Source organism: Xenophilus azovorans DSM 13620, assembly GCF_000745855.1.
In the GTDB taxonomy this organism is placed as follows: domain Bacteria; phylum Pseudomonadota; class Gammaproteobacteria; order Burkholderiales; family Burkholderiaceae_C; genus Xenophilus; species Xenophilus azovorans.
In genome coordinates this window covers 1-16,522 of sequence record NZ_JQKD01000073.1, presented here as the reverse complement: position 1 = coordinate 16,522, position 16,522 = coordinate 1, and the positions used below count along the sequence as shown (strand labels likewise).

The window sequence follows — 16,522 nt, the reverse complement described above, 5'->3', positions numbered from 1 at the left end:
GGAGAACCACATCAGGCCCATCGCCCTCGGAAGGTCGAACTGGTTGTTCGCCGGCAGCCTGCGCGCGGGCAAGCGCGCAGCAGCGATCATGAGCCTGCTGCACTCGGCGCGCATCAACGGGCACGAGCCCTATGCGTACCTCAAGGACGTGCTGGAACGACTGCCGGCCCACCCGGCCAGCCGCATCGACGAACTGCTGCCGCACCGCTGGTCGCCTTCCGCTTGAGGGCTGTCACCGGCGACGCACTGGCGGTCAAGGTGACTTCGCCGGACGCATACGCCCGATGCACAGGCGCGCGAAGGACTCGAGGTCAGGTAGACCGGGATCCTGGGAGCCAACCCAGCGGCGAACGCTCTGCGACGCCCGCTGGGTGAGTGCTGCCATGTACGAAACGGCTCTATCTGCGGGGACTCCCATGGCCGCCAAGCGAGCCTGGACGCGATCGCGCACGCCCGGAACCAGATCCAGTTCCGTGGCCTGCGGATCCCTCAGGTTCACGAGTTCCAAGTGCCCTGTCACGCCTGTCGCGGCACGAGGCATTTGGGACTGTCTCATTGTGAGACGGCGAGACGAAGGAGTCGTAGCGAAAGCATGCAGAACTTGGCCATTTGGTGCTCCTTTCCATGGGGCCATGTTGTACCGCCTCTCGTGTTACACGATGTCGCATGAAGCGAAATCGACGGTCAGCGGGCGCCCTTTCGGATGGCGACTTCAGCCCGTAGAGGAATCAGGAGCAGTCTGTGTGACTCTGTTCATGGCACACACCATATGCTGTCTTGAACTACTCAGCCTACTGAGCCATTCGAGGACGTCGTGAAACATCGTTGAGACACCCATCGGGAACATCGAGGAACCGACCATGCGCCACCTGCTTCTATCTGATGTGCAATCCACCAACCTGCAATTGCTCCACGTGATCCTTGTTGGCACGGAGCGAGACTTGGTTGGTACCTGCCGCAAGTTCGGCCTGCACGCTGCGCAGGCCGAGCGACTTCGGGCCATGAGCCCCTCCGATCTCTGGTCGCTCGTGCACGCAGTTGGCGAGACCTCTCTGTTTGTTCCGAGAAGTGATCTCGTCGCGCTGATCGACTCGCCAGTCGGTCTGGTCAGCACGCTCGCAGCAGCGCATCCTCCGACGCCCACGCCGTTGATCAGCATTCAGACGGCGCCGTGATGCCAAGCACGAAGATCAACCAGCGCATGCGTGCCCTGGCACTGGCCCGCGATTGCGCCAGCCTGGGAGCGCGCGTCCGCACGATCCATCACATCACCGGGATGCGCCCGCGGGAGCTCCTGAATCTGCTGTTCAGCTCTCGCACCCCTCCGCCGCGAGGCCGTGCACCGGACACTCGGGAGTGGTACCACAACGCCAACCTGTTGTACCGCATCGAAGCATCGATCGTGACCGCGAACTTTCTGCGGATGCGCAGGATGGGGTTCCAGGCTCCCGAGGCCCTGATCGCGGCATACCGCTACTACCAATCCGTCTGCCAACCGCCCTCACGCATCAGCTTTGACCGTGCGTTCGACCTAGCGGCCCATACCGAGGGCTTGTGGATAGCGAAGTCGCCAAGTTTCCACCTGGTGTCGTGCCTCCGTTGCGGCAGCGAATTCCTCGATGCCATCGGAAGCGCGAGCACCGCGGTGCGCCCCTGCCCCTTCTGCCAGCTGCTGGAGCGACATGGCCGAGACCCGCGCCTCGCGACGTCCGTCGTCGATGCGCCGCCCCTGTTCGAGGACCTCGTGGTGCATCTGAGCCCTGTCCTGACCGCTACAGGCGATGCAGATGGCGATACCCCCTTCACATCGCTTCCATTTCCGCCGGTCAAACACTAGTCAACTCTGAACAATGGGTCTTCGAAACGCCGGCGCTGGCGTGGAGACCCACAGATGGCTGCGCCCTCCTTCACCACCGGACCTGCTCCGTACCCATCCTCGGATCCAGGCTTTGAGGCGCTGCCACTGAGCGCATTGCTAGACAGCCATCAAACCCTCTTGGGTCGCATCAAGCTGTGCTTTGGCGAGGACCGGGCTACCTTCGAACGCGACCTACTGCCCCTGGTTCACGGCTATGCGCGGTTCGTTCATCTGCTCCCGGCGACCGCCGACAACTACTTCCACGTGCCGGGGGGCCTGCTTCAGCTGGGACTGGAGACCGCGTTCTTCAGCCTTCAGGGGACCGATGCACACATCTTCTCCGGTCGCGCAACGATCTCCGAACGGCGCGAGATGGAGCCACGCTGGCGCATCGCGACCTTCGTCGGCGGTCTGTGCTGCGAGGTCCATCGAGCCCTGACGCACCTGATCGTGACGACGGCCGATGGTCAAGAATGGCCCGCCTACTTGGGGGGACTGGCGCCGTGGCTGGAAGTGCGAGGCGCAGATCGCTACTTCGTGCGGTGGCGGCCCAACGCACGCGAAGCACGCGGCCTGGGCCTGTTCGCTCTGCCCCATGTGGTGCCGGCCGCAGTGCTGCAAATGCTCGGCAGCGGCAACACGATCCTGGTTCCCCAGCTCATGGCCAGCATCTCAGGGCTCCTGCAGCACCACGAACACAATGTGCTCGACGGACTCGTGCGCCGCTCGATGGCCCTGGTGATCGACCGCAATCTCCTCAGCAACGCCGACCGCTACGGCAAGCCCCAGTACGGCTCCCACCTCGAGCGCTACCTGGTGGATGCGCTGCGCCGCTTGGTCGCGGGCCACTCGGCATGGACCCCCAACCGCGACAAGAGCCGGGTATGGCTCGGGCCCGAAGGATTGTTCCTCGTCTGGCCGGGCGCGGCCGACGACGTGCTGACCCTATTGGAGGGCGACCAGTTGGCAGGCATCCCCAAGTCGCCGCAGACGCTGATGGAGATCCTGCTCGAGGCAGGGGTGCTCGTCGCACCCGACGCCACGGGGAAGACCTGGGTGATCCAGCCGCCGGGCACCAAAGCGCCCATGGATGCAGTCAAGCTCGCGAACCCGGCGATCTTGCTGGCAGGGCTGGAGCCGCCGCCCGCCGCACTCGATACCTCACTGCTTGCCCCGGCACCGTCCTCACCGCACCCAAAAGCGGGGCAATCTCGAGCCGATGCGACAGCGCCTCATACTCAGGCTCCTACGGCTGCCGTTCAGGCTTCCGAGCCGGTGACGTCTGCGGCCGCTCGAGGATCACCTTCTTGGTCTTCGTCCTCACCCAACTCAGAGGCGACCACGCCAAGGTCTGCGCAGGATCAGCAGCTATCACTTCTTGAGCCTGAGGTCGAGGCAGAAACATCTGCGCCCGAGGAAGCGAGCGCAGGCTCGCTGGAGGTGGCTCTGGCGCCTGGACCGCAACCACCTCAAGGTCCCGCCCCCGTCGCCATCAGTCTTGAGGCCCCGATGCGCCTGAATCCCGCCGTGCGCGGCGCGCTGGCAGAGATCGTGGAGAAGCTCAACGACAGTGCCAGCACCTCGAACGTTAGCACCGTGGCCGACGGTGTCTTCGTGCCGCTGGAGGAGTTTCAGCAGCGCGGTATACAACCAGGCATCGCCATCCGGGCCTTGAACGACGCGCACATGCTCCGGCGACCACCGGCAGGGGGGCCACCCACGGTGTCTCGGCAGATCCGCGATTTGACGGTCCTTGGCGTGGTCGTCTCGCCTGTCCATGTCGTCGGTCTCGATCCCCGAGCCTTCACCGTCGACAACGCGGGAATACCTCCCGAGTCCCGTCCGCGACGACATCTGGGACGCTGACATGCTGGTGCGTCGCTACGAGATGCCCTGGCGCCGCGCGTTCGAGGGCCATGCCGGGCTGGCGTGGCTTGCAACCTCGGGCTACTTCGTCGTGGTGGCCGCCCTGGGCAGATTGCCGAGCCTGCCGTCTCTCGCGCTCGCGACGGCATGCCTGCTGATAGCCGTGCGAAGGCTCGCTCAGGCGTTGCGCGTGCTACGCCTGCGCGGCTCACTAGGTGGACAGCGCATCCAGATCCTCGGCACGCAGGAGCTGGCACGCCTGTGCACGGATCCAGCCCAGGTGTTCCTCGGATTCGGCTTCGAATGGCGGCCCGTGCATGCGCAACGGCTGTACGAGCTTTCCAAGGTGGACTACCGTGAGTTCAGCGTGCCTCGGTGGCTGCAGCACACGCTCGGGCAGGGTCATGCTGCCCAACCCGATGCCGAGATCGGTCTGCCCTACATCCACGGCGTCGAGCCCAAGGAGCATCCCCTGCACAGGCCACTGCCGAACTTCGAGGGCGGGACCTTGTTGGTGGGCACGACGCAGTCGGGCAAGGGGGTGGCGCTCGCCAACCTGATCACCCAAGCCGTGCGCCGCGGCGACGTCGTGATCGTGATCGACCCGAAGAACAGCCGGCGTCTCAAACGAATCGTGGAACGCGCCTGCGAAGACTACCGGGAGCCCGACACCTTCATGGAGTTCCACCCGGCGTTTCCGGAACGCGGCGTCCGATTGGACTTCACCTTCAACTGGCAGAAGCCGACGGAGATCGCTTCTCGCATCCAGTCCATCATGCCGCCCGACACGGCGGGCGCGTTCTCGGCATTCGGCTGGGATGCCGTGAACGTCGTGGTGCAGGGATTGGTCGAACTCGAGGAGCGACCGAACCTCATCAAGCTGACCGCATACATCGAAGGTGGCATCGAACCCGTGTTGGAAGCCTCGCTGCGGCGCTTCTACGAACAACTCCTCGGCAGTGGCTGGCGTGAGCAGGCGGACATGCGCAAGCTGCTGCACGATGCTCACCGCGGCAACATGCGCCGCCCTTCAGAGGCCGCCAGTGCCGACCTGATGGCGTTCGTCGCCTACTACGAGCACCACGTCGCGCAGAACCAAAGGACCAAGGTGCTGGACGCGCAGGTGCGCGTGTTCCGACACAACCGCGAGCACTACCAGAAGATCACCGCAAATCTTCTACCCATCCTCTCCATGCTTACCTCAGGCGACCTGGGCCGCAGCCTGTCGCCGGACCCGTTCGACGCGGAAGACCTGCGCCCCATCATGAACTTCGAGAAGATCGAGCGCGCCGGGCATGTGCTCTACATGTGCCTAGACTCGCTTCCCGACCCTTCTGTGGCTTCCGCCATCGGCGCGCTGGCTTTGGCCGATCAGGCCGCGCGTGCCGGGATGCGCTACAACCTCGGCACCTACCGGCGCATCTCACTGTTCGTGGACGAGGTCTCGAACGTGATCAATGGGCCGTTGATCGAGATTCTCAACAAGGGCGCCGAAGGAGGAATCTTCGCGACGTGTGCGATGCAGACGCTAGCCGACCTGGCACGGCGCCTGGGCAGCGAAGATGCCGCACGCATGGCGCTCGGGAACCTGAACAACCTCATTGCGCTGCGGACCAAGGATCGGCCGACGCAAGACTTCGTGGTCGAGACCTTTGGCAAGACCGCGATCCACACCGTGCGCGTGGGCCTGAGCCACAGTGCTGACGCACATCTCGGGGACTTCTCATCGAGCTACTCGACCCAGCTCACGGAGAGCTTCGAGGAAGTCGTTCCGGCCGACATCTTGGGCAAGCTGCCGAACCTGCAGTACTTCGCATCGGTTTCGGGCGGCCGCATCATCAAGGGGCGCTTCCCCATCATCGACCCTGACGTGGGCCGGCGGCCGTAAGAGGCTCGCTCATGATCCGCGCTGTGGCCGTGGTCTCATTGCTGTCGTTGCTTGTCCTGGTGCTGTATGTCCCTGCGGCGCATCCGCCTGAGCGCTTCCTGATGCAGTTGCGCAGCGAGCACGATGCCGCGGTCGAGTTCTGGGGCAGGCAGCCGGCCCATCGGGTGCTGGACCGGGCCATGCGGATGCAGGCCGGCGCTGCCGAAGCCAGCCCCATCCCGACTGTACGCGACATGCCGGCAGCCTCTGGCGTCAATAGCGCCGTCGCTATCGAGATGGCCTCCGTCAACCAGCGCCTCTTCAACAACGCCTACTTCCGGTCGGTCGATGCACTGCTGATGCTGGCGAGTTATCGACTGTCGAGCCTCCTGGAATGGCTACCGTGGCTGCTGCCCCTGGTACTCGTTGCGGCCATCGACGGCGCACTCGTGCGTATCGTGCGCGCGCAGGAATTCCTCCACCACGACCCGGAGATGTTCGCCGTGTGGTGCTCTCTGCTCATCATGGCGTCCTGCGCGACTGTGGTTGCGTTTGTGCTGCCCCTCGGGCTGCACCCAGCGTCGCTTGCCGCATTTCCTGTGGCTGTGGCTGTGCTGCTGGGACTCGCCATCGCAAACTTCCACCGGCGTGCATGACAGCGCCGGTGGTCGCTACAACTCGGCCTCCGCCATCAGCTCGGTCAAGGTCATCTCCATGGCGCTTGCGATGCGCGCGATGGAGATGATTCCGGGATTCTGGCCGCCGCGCTCGATGCTGCTCATGTAGGACCTGTCGATCGCACTGCGGTGCGCTAGTTCCTCCTGTGAGATGCCTCGCTCGCGCCGACTACGGCGAATGGCACCGCCCAGTGCTGTGAGCACCGGGTCATTGGCGTGCCGAGGCGAGGAAATGGGCATCCCCGCATGTTGGATATATGATGCCAATCACACCACGGATGATCTTCCACATCGCCAACGCAGCGTCTTGTCTCCTCCATCGCCACCATGACCAAAGACACCTGCGTTCGACTCCGCGAGTTGGCCGAGACGTTGGCGTCCGTATCTCTGCTGCACCTGCACCCGTTGACCCGGGAAAGGCTTCGCTCCAATGCGCTCTCCGTGAACGCGTACCCGACGGACTTTGGCGGACTCGTGTTCGTCGGATCACCCCGTCAACGCGTCCCCGCCGAGCCAGACCTCGAGGCGGTGACTGAGTTCGCCGAATGCGCGGGGATCTCCTGGCTTCTGTTCGATGCGGAGGCTCCGCTCGTGGAAGGGCTCCCGGTCTTCCTTCACACGTCCGCAAGCTAGTCACGCAGCTGGGGGCTGCGTTGCTTTGGCACAGCGATGGCGCGCTCCAACCCCTGCGCCTCCCTAGCATCCATAGATGGGTCGCCGAATGCGATGGTGCGCACTCGAGTGGCGTCGTGTGCTGCTGCCGGGTCTGGGAGGTGACGCCCACATCTCAGCCGGTAGTCTCATCCCCGGCGCGAGAAGTCGCTCTCGGGAGCCAAGCGCTGGCGTCGCTCCCAGCGGATGCGACCGACCATACAGTGCCGATGGCGAAATCCCCCTCAGAAGGTCGCCATTGCAAGGCGACATCGTGTCGCGCGGCACCTACCCTTCGTCCATGCGCCCATGAGCGTGTTCATCGCACCCCGTGAACCAAGGACCACCGCCATGTTGATCGCCATGACGAACACCCGCCATCCAGGGCACGCCGGCCCAGGCGCCACCGAGCCAGGCGACGTGGCCGAGACCCGGCTCTGGATGGAGGAGCACAACTGGCTGTATGCCCTTCTGCGCAGCAGTGACAACACCGCGCCGACCTTCCGGATTCCGGATCTGCTCAGCGCCTGCGTCGCGATTGTCTTTAGCCGAGACGATGCCGCCGAGCGCATCTTCGGCTTCTTGGGGACGTTGCTGGTCATGCGCCCGCCGAGCACACCACGGCGGCGCGAGTCGCTGTGGCGCGCCCAGTACGAGCTGCTGCACGACCTGCAGTGTTCGCCTGCGAACAAACATCCGAACCCGAAGTTCCAACTCGATCAGCTGACCACCGCCTGCGTGGCGCTGTGCCAGCACGACGATCCGTCCGGTGCAGCCGTGCTGCGGCAGGCGCGCCTCAACATGGTGGAGCGCCACTCCGGCGCGCATGGCGCACCTCGCCCCGAACGCTGACGTCACCTGACCGCGCAGCGCATCCGCGCCACCCACACCGACCCCGCCGGGCTTGCGCCCGGCCGACCCGCTCAAGACCCTGACCGGCCTGCCGGTCCTCACCCCGTGCCCGCTCCTGCGCGGGCTGGTCATGAATACCTTGGGGTCTTCGATGCGTTTGGCTATCGCTTTCGTGTTGGCGTTTGTGCTCGCCTTGCCGGCCACCGCCACGCCGTGCTGGGACATGGCCGCCGAGCGCTACGGCGTCGCGCCCGAGCTGCTCTACGCCGTCGCGCGCACCGAATCCAATCTGAACGCGCGTGCGGTGAATCGCAGCCATGCGCAGCGCACAGGCAGCTATGACATCGGCCTGATGCAGATCAACAGCCGGCACCTGCCCAGGCTGGCCAGCTTTGGCATCCAGGAGTCGGATCTCTACGACCCCTGCGTGAACCTGCAGGTGGGCGCCTGGCTGCTGGCCGACAGCTTCTCACGCCACGGCGTCAGCTGGAGCGCCGTGGGCGCCTACAACGCGGCCTGCAGCCAGCTCAAGGGCGAAGACTGCGCGCGGGCGAGGGCGAGCTACGCCTGGAAGGTCTACCGCCACCTGCCCAGGGCCGACGCGGAGCGCCCCACCGCCGCCGCAAGGTCTGCCGCCGCAAGGCCTTCCACGGTCACGGCATCTCCGACGCGCGTCCTGCACGTGAGGGTGGCGCCGTGAAGCGCTCCCCGGCCACGCGCGCACGGTGTCGCAGCGCCCTCGCTGCGTGCCTGGCCCTGGCGGCCTGCGCTGCGCCGCCGCCCGCTCCGGTGAGTGCGCCCGCGCCTCGGGTCGATCCATCACTGCACATCGCCCAGTTGGGCCACGGACGCCAGGCCACGTTCGGCTGGTGCCGTGGCGACGACTGCCCCCGGCGCACCGTCAAGACCCTGGCAACCTCGCCTGAGCCAGCGATACCCGCGGCACCGACCTCGATGCGCCCGGTGGCGCTGGTAGACAGCATCGCCGAGGGCGAGGCGTTGGTGGGGACAACGGTGCGCCCCGCGAGCCCGGTGCCGCGGCCAGCGGCGCAGAAACTGTCGGTCCAGTTCCCCTTTGCGAGCGCGCGCCTGGGGCCTGCGGCGCGGGACGCACTTCGCGGCATCGCGCCCCAGCTCGGGCAAGCCACCGAAGTGCGCTTGAGCGGCCGCACCGACAGCACCGGACCCGCCGCTGCGAACGACGTGCTCGCCAAGGACCGCGCCGAGGCCGTCCGCCGGGAACTGCTCGCCCTAGTGCCCGGCATCGCTCCCGCACTGACCGTCGAGGCGCAGGGCGCCTGCTGCTTCATCGAGTCCAACGACCGCGCAGAGGGGCGCGCGCGCAACCGCCGCGTCGACATCGTCTACCGCCTGGACCTCGACGACCCGCCCTGAGCGCGTCTCCCAACACCTGCCGAGGGTGCGCCCTCCACCACGCCAGCAGCGCCACCGGGCGCGAGGACCCGACCGACACCTGCCACCACCCGCTCCCACCGGATCGCCCACCACCTTCCTTGCTGGAGCCTTCCCATGAGCACTGCCGTCTTCTCCACCTCTGCCCCGGAGCCGCTGCGTTCTCCCGTGCGCAAGCTCGCCGGCTTCTTCGCGCTGCTAGCCATCGCCCTTATCGGCCTGGCGCTCGCGTTCCCATCCCATGCGCTGGACCTCGTGGCCTTCACGGGCATCACCGGCCCGTTGACCTCCGCGCTCACCCAGATCGCCGATCTGGGGCCGGGCATCAAGGCCCTGGTGGGATTTGTCGGCTTCGTCGTTGCGCTGATCTCGCTGTCTGCGTTGCGCAACTTCGGGCCGGTGTTGTTCTACGTCGGACTCGCGATCTTCGCGGCCGTGGGCCTCGTGATCGCCGGCGCCATCATGGGCGCGGTCGTCTGAGCCGCAGCTCCCGTCACTCCGGAGCCTGCCATGCATGCGGACACCTACATCCCCCGGCGCCTGGACGACAGTTGGAAAGTCGGCTTTTGGGATCTGGAAGTCGCCGCGCCGATCCTGTTCATGTTCTTCATCGGCTACCTGTCGTCGAGCAAAGCGGCGTTCGCCGTCTGCCTCGCCGCCGGCATCGCGGTGTCGCGCTGGATCTCGCGGCTGAAGGCGGACAAGCACCCCGCCTTCGCGCTGCATTGGCTGTACTGGCACCTGCCGACGAACCCCGTCACGTCGATGCGCGTGACGCCCCCGTCGCATATCCGCCGCATGGTCGGCTGAGCCGGAGGCACCGCCATGGACTTCGATCGGCTCAACGGCGACCTCAAGGACATGCGCCGGCGCAACCGGGGCCTGGCCCTGGCTGTCGGTGCGCTGGCCCTCGGCCTGCTCCTGACGCTCGCCATCATCGTCGGCCTGCTCGGCACGGTGCGCACCGTGATCGTGCCGCCATCGCTCAACAAGACCTTCTGGGTCGCGGGCGACCGGGCATCGAGCGAGTACCTCGAGCAGATGGGTGGCTTCATCGCTTGGCTGATCCTCGACGTCACGCCCAGCACCATCGACTGGAAGAAGGACATCCTGCTCGGCTACGTCGATCCAGGACAGTACGGCGCGCTCAAGACACGCCAGGAGGTCGAGGCCGAGCGCCTCAAGCGGATCAACGCAGCCACGGCCTTTTCCCCGCAGCAGTTGGTGGCCAGTGAGGACACCCAGACCCTGGTCGTGCGCGGGCGCCTGCGCACCCTGGTCAACGGCTACGAGACGGCCAACGACCTCAAGGCGTACCGCATCAAGTTCGGGTACGGCGGAGCGCGCATGCATATCGTCGAGTTCAGCGAGGTGCCCTATGCGGTCCGCTGACATTCTGGCCGCCTCGCGTCGGCCTGCCGTCTTGCAGCAAGAGGACCTGCCTCCTCCCGCGCAATCCAAGCACCTGAGCCTTGCAGCGCCGAAGCGGCTCTTGGATCGCGCACCTCCGACCCCGCGCTGGATTCGGCAGGCGCCGGCCGCGCGCCGCATCATTGCCGTCACGGCCCTGTCCTTTGGCCTGCAGGCCCACGCATTGCAGGTCGTGGAGGCGAGCGACGGCGTCGCGGTGGAGGCCATCGTGTCGCAGAAGGAGCCCACGCGGATCCGCCTCGAGGGCTCGCCGATCGTGGATGTCTTCGGCAACATCCATTCGAGCCACTGCGGTGCGGGCCCGTCGCTGCCGGCGGCGCCCGCCACGCCGGGCGTCCCGACCTCGACCGCAGGTCCCCTGTCCGCCGCGAATCCCGCGGGCGATGTCGTGGTGGAGTGCGACCGCGACAAGGGGGAGATCTACATCCGCCCGGTCGGCGACGCATCGCGTCCGATCAACCTCTTCGTGTCGTCCGCGACGGCCACCTACACGCTGCTGCTGCGCCGTGCGGACACGCCGGCCGACACCATCGTCATCCGCGACAAGACGCCGCGGGCGCTGCGGCCCGCCGCGCCCGCGGCCACACCGGCCGGCCCGGCTCCGAACCATGTGCGCACGATCAAGGCGCTGCTGGTAGCGATGGCGTCGGACCGCGTTCCGACCGACGTCCGCGTCGAGGAAACGTCGCGCCCGGTCCAGCTCTGGGCCGAAGCCCGCTTCACGCTGATGCGCTTGTACGAAGGCCGAGGCTTCGTGGGCGAGAAGTACACGCTGCAGAACATCAGCCTGGTCCCGATGGTGCTGGCCGAACAGGAGTTCGACCGTCCCGACAGCCACACGGCCGGCGAGATCGCTGGCATCGCGATTGAGCACCACGCCCTGCGGCCGGGCGAGACCACCAGCGTCTACGTCATCCGCAGGGGAGGCACGCGATGAACGCATCGTCCCCCACCCCACCGTCCCACCCCGGGCAGGGCCGGCCGCCCGGCTACGCGGTGCGCAGCGGGCTGGACCGCCTGACACCGCGCCAGCGCCAGTTCGCGCTGCTCGGCGCCATCCTCGCCAGCGGCGTCGGCCTGCTGTGGCTGGTTTTCAGCTTCGCCGGCTCCGGGACGCCGGCGCACGGCACGCGGTCGGCTCCGACGCGCCCCGGCGACGTTACCAACATCGGCGTGCTCCCACCCGGTGGGCAGGTGAATCCCGTCGACCAATGGGTCGGCACCGCCGGCCGCAAGCTCGCGCAGTACGAGACGGAGCGCGAAGAGCAGAGCCGGCTCAACAAAGATCGGCAGGCCTTCGAGGCCCGCACGATGCAGCGCTTCGCGGAACTCGAGCAGCGTCTGACCGCGAACCAGCAGGGGACCACGCCCGCACCCGTCGCCCCGGCCCCACCGCCGCCACCGCCCGCGCCCACTCCTCAGCCCTCCACACCCCCAACCATGCCGCCGGCGGGTGGTCTGCCAGCGGGGCCGCCAGGCTCGCGCCTCGGCGTGGGAGCGATGCCCCCTGGGCAGCCGCTGCAGCCACCCGCGGCTCCCGCGCCCGTGATCTCGCGCGTGACCCTGGCCGACAGGTCGCGGCCCGCCGCAGACAGGGGGTCTGATGGGACGCCGCACGACAGCGCAAGCGCGTCGTCATCTTCCCCGAAGACCGTCTCGACCTTCCTGCCCGTGAGCTTCACCCGCGGGATCCTCCTCGGCGGACTGGACGCGCCCACCGGAGGTCAAAGCCAGTCGAATCCGCACCCGGTGCTGATCCGCCTCTCGGACAACTCGGTCCTGCCCAACCAGTTCCGTGGCGAATACCGCGAGTGCTTCGTCGTCGCCGCGGGCTACGGCGACATCAGCTCCGAACGTGCCTACCTGCGCACAGAGAGCCTGTCGTGCGTCCGCGGCGACGGAGCGACGCTCGAGGTGCGCATCCAGGGCAGCGTCTACGGCGAGGACGGCAAGGTGGGCATGCGCGGCAGGCTGGTCACCAAACAGGGCCAGATGTTGGCGAACGCGCTGCTCGCCGGCGTGGTCAGCGGCATCGGCCAGGGGCTGTCCACAGCCAACACCTCCTACAGCTCTTCGCCGCTCGGGACCATCGCCAGCACCGACAGCAATGCCGACGCGTACCGCGCAGGCCTTGGTCAGGGCGTCGGCAAGGCCCTGGATCGGCTCGCCCAGTACTACATCCGCCTGGCCGAGAACACGTTCCCCGTCATCGAGGTCGACGCAGGCCGCCAGATCGACGTGGTCATCACCCGGGGCGTGCGCATCGACGTCCCCATGACGGCGTCCGCGACACGCAGCACGCTGCTCGCCCATTCCCCCGATACCCGCTACTTGGAGGCCACCGATGATGGCGACTACTGATCCGCGCGGCCCCCAGCCGCATTGCCCGCGCCGCCTGTTCGCCGCCGCTGTGCTGAGCGCACTGTGCACCGGCCTGGCGCCGCTACCGTCGCTCGCGGCCCATGCCGACGAGACGAAGCTGCTGGACGCTCTGCGCAAAGCCCATCCCGGCACGCGCTTCACCGAGGTCTCGCGCACAGACATCCAGGGGCTCTACGAAGTCTGGATGAACGGCAACGTGGCCTACGTCGCCTCGGCGAACCCGCGCTACTTCGTCTTCGGGCGGCTGTTCGACACGCAGACGATGCGGGACATCACCGGCCCCAAACTCGCCCAGCGCGCCCCGGAACAGGAGGGCCAGCTCCAGAGCGACAACGTCTCCACGGTGCCGGTGTCGCTCGACCAGCTGCCGCTGGCCGACGCGCTCAAGACGGTGCGAGGCAGCGGCCAGCGAAGGATCGCGGTCTTCAGCGATCCGAACTGCGTCTACTGCAAGCAGCTCGAGCCCGAGCTGGCCGGCTTGGACAACGTCACGATCTACACCTTCCTCGTGCCATTCCAGGGCGAGGCCCGACCCGTTTCCATCTGGTGCGCGGCCGACCGGGACCGTGCCTGGCGCCAGTGGATGCTGCAAGCCGATGCCAGCGGACTCGATCCCGCAGCGCGCTGCGCGCATCCGATCGCTCGCAACCTGGACCTGGCCCGCCGCCTGGGCGTGCAGGGCACCCCGACGCTGTTCTATGCCGACGGGACGCGTACCGATGGCTACGTCGGCCGCTCGGTGCTCGAAGCGCGGCTGGCCGCCGCCGGCCAGGCCACGCACGCGGAGAAGCAGCCATGAGTCCCATCTTTCTGCGCACGGGGATGGCGGCGCTGCTGCTGCCCCTGACCGCCTGCGTGAACATGTCGGGCCTGGGCGGCGACTCCAAGTACGCCTGCGCCGCCCCCGAAGGCGTGGCCTGCGACTCGGTATCGGGCACCTACGCCAACGCGGTGCACCGCAACCTGCCGAGCCAGCGGCGCGCGGAGGCCGCGCCAGCAATGGCAACCGCATCAACGCCGTCACCCAGCGGCTCTGCGAACGAGTCAGCGCCGCCACGTCGGACATTGGAGACAGCCGCCTCCTCCTCCGCACCGCAGACCCTGCGCTCGCAAGCACGCTACCTGCGGCTGTGGGTCAAGCCGTGGGAGGACATCGACGGCGACCTCTTCGACCAGGCTCACGTCTACGTCCAGATCGACCAGGGCCGCTGGCAGATCGACCATGTCCGTCAGCAGATCAGGGAGCGGTACGCACCGCTTCGTCCGCCCGTCTCAGCCGGCCCCGCACCCCAGAGCAATGCAGAAGCCGGCCCGGACACGGTAACGGCAGATCGCGCCGACACCGCAGGCCCAATCCAACGCACGACGGCAACGGATCCCCGCCAGCTGTTCCCGTCGCTCGTCGCCCCGCCTACGGGCCCCGGCGCCCGTCCGCAGTGAGGCCACCGTGCGACTGCCTTCCATCTTCGATGCGCGGCCGGGCGAAGCGCTCTCGACCCTGCTTCCGTTCGGCACACCGCCGGACACCCCCGCGGAGCAGTTCGCTGGCTGGCTGCCGTACTCGGCCTACCTCGCGGACGAACGCATCTTCGTGAACCGCGACGGCATGGGCTTCATGCTGGAGGTGATGCCGCAAAGCGGAGCGGACGAGCGAATGGCCGAGGTGCTGGTCTCGCTCTACGCCAACTGCCCGCCCGACACCGGCCTGCAGTTTCACCTATTCGCCTCGCCGCACATCCGCCAACAGCTGCGCCAGTACACCAACCTGCGCGTGGAGGACGAGGACCAAGCCGAGAAGGCGCGGCCCTTCGGACGGCCCGTGCCCAACGAGAACCTGTTCCGCAAGCTGGCCCGCCAGCGCGTGCACCACCTGCTGCGCGGCACGCAGGCCTCGCTGACGGCCGGGTTCCACTTCACGCTGCGCGACTTCCGCCTGATGCTGAGCGTGTCATTCCCCGGCGACGCGAACGACCTGAACCGCCGCGACGCGCTGCTCACGCTGCGCGACTCGATGACTGCGACGCTGCGCTCGGCCATGCTGCCCAGCCGCGTCTGCGATGCCGCTGATCTCATCAACTGGTGCGCCCTGTTCACCAACCCTGACCGCATCGCGCACTCGGACGCGCCGGACCTGAACTTCGACGACGACCGCTGGCTGCACTACGACGACGGGCGCGAGATCCGCGACCAGATCGTCGACTTCGACACTATCCAGGACCCGCACCCTTCCGGCCTCACGCTCTGGAAGGAGACCAGTGACGACGTGCTCGAGGCGCGCTTCTACTCGATCAAGAGCTTCCCGGAGCGCTTCGCGCTCTGGCAAATGGGTTCGCTGATCGGCGACCTGATGCAGCCCGCGCTGCAGTACACCGCGCCCTTCCTGATCACGCTGGGCGTGCACATGCTGGACCCCAACGCCACCAAGTCCATCATCACCGCCAACCACGTCCGGGCCACGCAGAACGCTAAGTCCAAGATGGCGGACGTCATGCCGGATGTGCGCAAGAAGCTCGACGACTGGTCAGCGGCAGCGAACGCAATCGACACCGGCGGCAGTCTGGTGAGCCTGTACCACCAGCTCGCGATCTTCACCCATCCGGACAAAGCCGCGGCCGCGCACGAAGCTGCGAACGCGATCTGGCGCGCCCGGGGCTTTCAACTCAATGCCGATGCCTACATGCACCGCCAGGCACTGCTGGCCAGCCTGCCGATGACGCTGACGCCGAGGTTCCACAAGGACCTCGGGAAGATGCGCCGCGTCACGCGCAAGACCATGTCGAACGCGATCCACATGGCGCCGTTGATCGCCGAATGGCGTGGCACCAGGACGCCTGCCCTCGTCTTCGGCGGCCGGCGCGGCCAGGTCATGACGCTGGACCTGTTCGACAACGACCTGGGCAACTACAACTTCGCGATCATCGGTGCGCCCGGCTCCGGCAAATCGGTCCTCATGAACGAACTGGCGTGGTCGTATCGCGCGATCGGCGCCAAAGTCTGGATGCTGGACTTGGGCCGCAGCTTCGAGAAGCTGTGCCGCAAAGCGCGCGGCACCTACCTGGAGTTCCGCCCCGATGTCGATATCTGCCTGAACCCCTTCAGCATCGTCCGCGACATCCATGAGGACATCGACATGCTCGTGCCGGGCATCGCCAAGATGTGCTCGATGCAGCACCAGCTGGAGGAGGTCCAGTACAAGGCGGTGTCCGCGATGGTGCTCAAGCTCTGGAAGGCGCACGGCCAGGACCTCACGATCACGGCCCTGCGCGATGCCTTCAAGACCGGGACCATCGAGGAGCTCGGTGTCAGGGGCGACCAGCGCATCCGAGATCTGGCCATCATGCTCAACCCGTACGCACGGGGTGGCCAGTACGAACGCTTCTTCGAGGGGCGCTCCAACGTGGACTTCTCGAACGACTTCATCGTCATCGAGAACGAGGAACTCAAGCGTCGGCCGGACCTGCATGCGGTCGTCAACATCCTGCTGCTGCACCAGATCACCGGCGAGATGTACCTGACGCGCAACCG

General features: G+C 67.0%; 19 protein-coding genes. 18 read left to right on the top strand and 1 reads right to left on the bottom strand.

The genetic code is table 11. From position 1 onward, the window contains the following. The 6 genes from Q392_RS24390 to Q392_RS24365 form a co-directional block, all read left to right on the top strand. Positions 1–226 (top strand): transposase domain-containing protein (locus Q392_RS24390; protein ID WP_038214011.1); only part of this gene is annotated, 226 nt, incomplete at its 5' end. Positions 227–860: 634 nt separating this feature from the next. Continuing rightward, positions 861–1,175, top strand: coding sequence for a hypothetical protein (locus Q392_RS24385; protein WP_038214006.1), 315 nt, complete (start codon positions 861–863; stop codon positions 1,173–1,175). Then, the gene (locus Q392_RS24380) at positions 1,175–1,837 is read left to right on the top strand and encodes a FlhC family transcriptional regulator (protein ID WP_038213998.1); all 663 of its coding nucleotides are present in this window, start codon (positions 1,175–1,177) and stop codon (positions 1,835–1,837) included. The genes Q392_RS24385 and Q392_RS24380 overlap by 1 nt, the downstream gene beginning before the upstream one ends. Before the next feature lie 54 nt (positions 1,838–1,891). Beyond that, positions 1,892–3,724 (top strand): MobH family relaxase, encoded by a 1,833-nt coding sequence (gene mobH, locus Q392_RS24375; RefSeq protein ID WP_038213995.1) that lies wholly within the window; start codon positions 1,892–1,894, stop codon positions 3,722–3,724. Position 3,725: 1 nt separating this feature from the next. After that, positions 3,726–5,612, top strand: a complete 1,887-nt coding sequence (traD, locus tag Q392_RS24370; RefSeq protein WP_038213992.1) for a conjugative transfer system coupling protein TraD — start codon at positions 3,726–3,728, stop codon at positions 5,610–5,612. An 11-nt stretch (positions 5,613–5,623) separates the two neighbouring features. After that, a complete protein-coding gene (locus Q392_RS24365; RefSeq protein WP_038213989.1) occupies positions 5,624–6,247 on the top strand; it encodes an IncC plasmid conjugative DNA transfer DtrJ family protein in 624 nt (207 codons plus the stop codon). Positions 6,248–6,262: 15 nt separating this feature from the next. Here the strand turns inward: Q392_RS24365 and Q392_RS24360 are convergent, their stop codons facing one another. Continuing rightward, positions 6,263–6,508, bottom strand: coding sequence for a helix-turn-helix domain-containing protein (locus Q392_RS24360; protein WP_038213986.1), 246 nt, complete (start codon positions 6,506–6,508; stop codon positions 6,263–6,265). 87 nt (positions 6,509–6,595) lie between these two features. On the opposite strand from Q392_RS24360, the gene Q392_RS24355 reads away from it, so the two are divergent. From Q392_RS24355 to traC, 12 genes are all read left to right on the top strand, one after another. Beyond that, a complete protein-coding gene (locus Q392_RS24355) occupies positions 6,596–6,901 on the top strand; it encodes a DUF5983 family protein (protein ID WP_038213982.1) in 306 nt (101 codons plus the stop codon). Between the two features lie 369 nt (positions 6,902–7,270). Then, positions 7,271–7,771, top strand: a complete 501-nt coding sequence (locus tag Q392_RS24350; RefSeq protein ID WP_038213978.1) for a hypothetical protein — start codon at positions 7,271–7,273, stop codon at positions 7,769–7,771. Positions 7,772–7,943: 172 nt separating this feature from the next. After that, entirely contained in the window at positions 7,944–8,471 is a 528-nt protein-coding gene (locus Q392_RS24345; protein ID WP_281173450.1) for a lytic transglycosylase domain-containing protein, read from the top strand. Positions 8,472–8,725: 254 nt separating this feature from the next. Next, positions 8,726–9,166: an OmpA family protein gene (locus tag Q392_RS33955; protein WP_245610801.1), complete on the top strand. Its 441-nt coding sequence runs from the start codon at positions 8,726–8,728 to the stop codon at positions 9,164–9,166. 135 nt (positions 9,167–9,301) lie between these two features. After that, positions 9,302–9,664 carry a hypothetical protein gene (locus tag Q392_RS24335; RefSeq protein ID WP_038213968.1) on the top strand — a complete coding sequence of 121 codons (363 nt, stop codon included), beginning with the start codon at positions 9,302–9,304 and terminating at the stop codon, positions 9,662–9,664. Positions 9,665–9,694: 30 nt separating this feature from the next. After that, positions 9,695–9,994 (top strand): type IV conjugative transfer system protein TraL, encoded by a 300-nt coding sequence (traL, locus tag Q392_RS24330; RefSeq protein WP_038213955.1) that lies wholly within the window; start codon positions 9,695–9,697, stop codon positions 9,992–9,994. 15 nt (positions 9,995–10,009) lie between these two features. After that, complete coding sequence (gene traE / locus Q392_RS24325; RefSeq protein ID WP_038213952.1) at positions 10,010–10,576, top strand: type IV conjugative transfer system protein TraE; 567 nt, start codon at positions 10,010–10,012, stop codon at positions 10,574–10,576. 31 nt (positions 10,577–10,607) lie between these two features. Continuing rightward, a complete protein-coding gene (locus Q392_RS24320) occupies positions 10,608–11,552 on the top strand; it encodes a type-F conjugative transfer system secretin TraK (RefSeq protein WP_245610800.1) in 945 nt (314 codons plus the stop codon). Further along, entirely contained in the window at positions 11,549–12,976 is a 1,428-nt protein-coding gene (locus Q392_RS24315; protein ID WP_038213946.1) for a TraB/TrbI/VirB10 family type IV secretion system protein, read from the top strand. The genes Q392_RS24320 and Q392_RS24315 overlap by 4 nt, the downstream gene beginning before the upstream one ends. Then, positions 12,960–13,796, top strand: a complete 837-nt coding sequence (locus Q392_RS24310; protein WP_051953924.1) for a DsbC family protein — start codon at positions 12,960–12,962, stop codon at positions 13,794–13,796. Before Q392_RS24315 ends, Q392_RS24310 begins: the two co-directional genes overlap by 17 nt. Then, positions 13,793–14,437 (top strand): TraV family lipoprotein, encoded by a 645-nt coding sequence (locus Q392_RS24305; RefSeq protein ID WP_038213941.1) that lies wholly within the window; start codon positions 13,793–13,795, stop codon positions 14,435–14,437. The genes Q392_RS24310 and Q392_RS24305 overlap by 4 nt, the downstream gene beginning before the upstream one ends. Positions 14,438–14,444: 7 nt before the next feature. After that, a partial coding sequence (traC, locus tag Q392_RS24300) for a type IV secretion system protein TraC (protein ID WP_038213938.1) occupies positions 14,445–16,522 on the top strand: 2,078 nt, incomplete at its 3' end.

Bases quoted from the DNA above. Each gene is read 5' to 3' on its own strand.
- Q392_RS24385 (WP_038214006.1), top strand. From the start codon at position 861: ATGCGCCACCTGCTTCTATCTGATGTGCAATCCACCAACCTGCAATTG.
- Q392_RS24380 (WP_038213998.1), top strand. From the start codon at position 1,175: ATGCCAAGCACGAAGATCAACCAGCGCATGCGTGCCCTGGCACTGGCC.
- mobH (WP_038213995.1), top strand. From the start codon at position 1,892: ATGGCTGCGCCCTCCTTCACCACCGGACCTGCTCCGTACCCATCCTCG.
- traD (WP_038213992.1), top strand. From the start codon at position 3,726: ATGCTGGTGCGTCGCTACGAGATGCCCTGGCGCCGCGCGTTCGAGGGC.
- Q392_RS24365 (WP_038213989.1), top strand. From the start codon at position 5,624: ATGATCCGCGCTGTGGCCGTGGTCTCATTGCTGTCGTTGCTTGTCCTG.
- Q392_RS24360 (WP_038213986.1), bottom strand. From the start codon at position 6,508: ATGCCCATTTCCTCGCCTCGGCACGCCAATGACCCGGTGCTCACAGCA.
- Q392_RS24355 (WP_038213982.1), top strand. From the start codon at position 6,596: ATGACCAAAGACACCTGCGTTCGACTCCGCGAGTTGGCCGAGACGTTG.
- Q392_RS24350 (WP_038213978.1), top strand. From the start codon at position 7,271: ATGTTGATCGCCATGACGAACACCCGCCATCCAGGGCACGCCGGCCCA.
- Q392_RS33955 (WP_245610801.1), top strand. From the start codon at position 8,726: ATGCGCCCGGTGGCGCTGGTAGACAGCATCGCCGAGGGCGAGGCGTTG.
- Q392_RS24335 (WP_038213968.1), top strand. From the start codon at position 9,302: ATGAGCACTGCCGTCTTCTCCACCTCTGCCCCGGAGCCGCTGCGTTCT.
- traL (WP_038213955.1), top strand. From the start codon at position 9,695: ATGCATGCGGACACCTACATCCCCCGGCGCCTGGACGACAGTTGGAAA.
- traE (WP_038213952.1), top strand. From the start codon at position 10,010: ATGGACTTCGATCGGCTCAACGGCGACCTCAAGGACATGCGCCGGCGC.
- Q392_RS24315 (WP_038213946.1), top strand. From the start codon at position 11,549: ATGAACGCATCGTCCCCCACCCCACCGTCCCACCCCGGGCAGGGCCGG.
- Q392_RS24310 (WP_051953924.1), top strand. From the start codon at position 12,960: ATGATGGCGACTACTGATCCGCGCGGCCCCCAGCCGCATTGCCCGCGC.
- Q392_RS24305 (WP_038213941.1), top strand. From the start codon at position 13,793: ATGAGTCCCATCTTTCTGCGCACGGGGATGGCGGCGCTGCTGCTGCCC.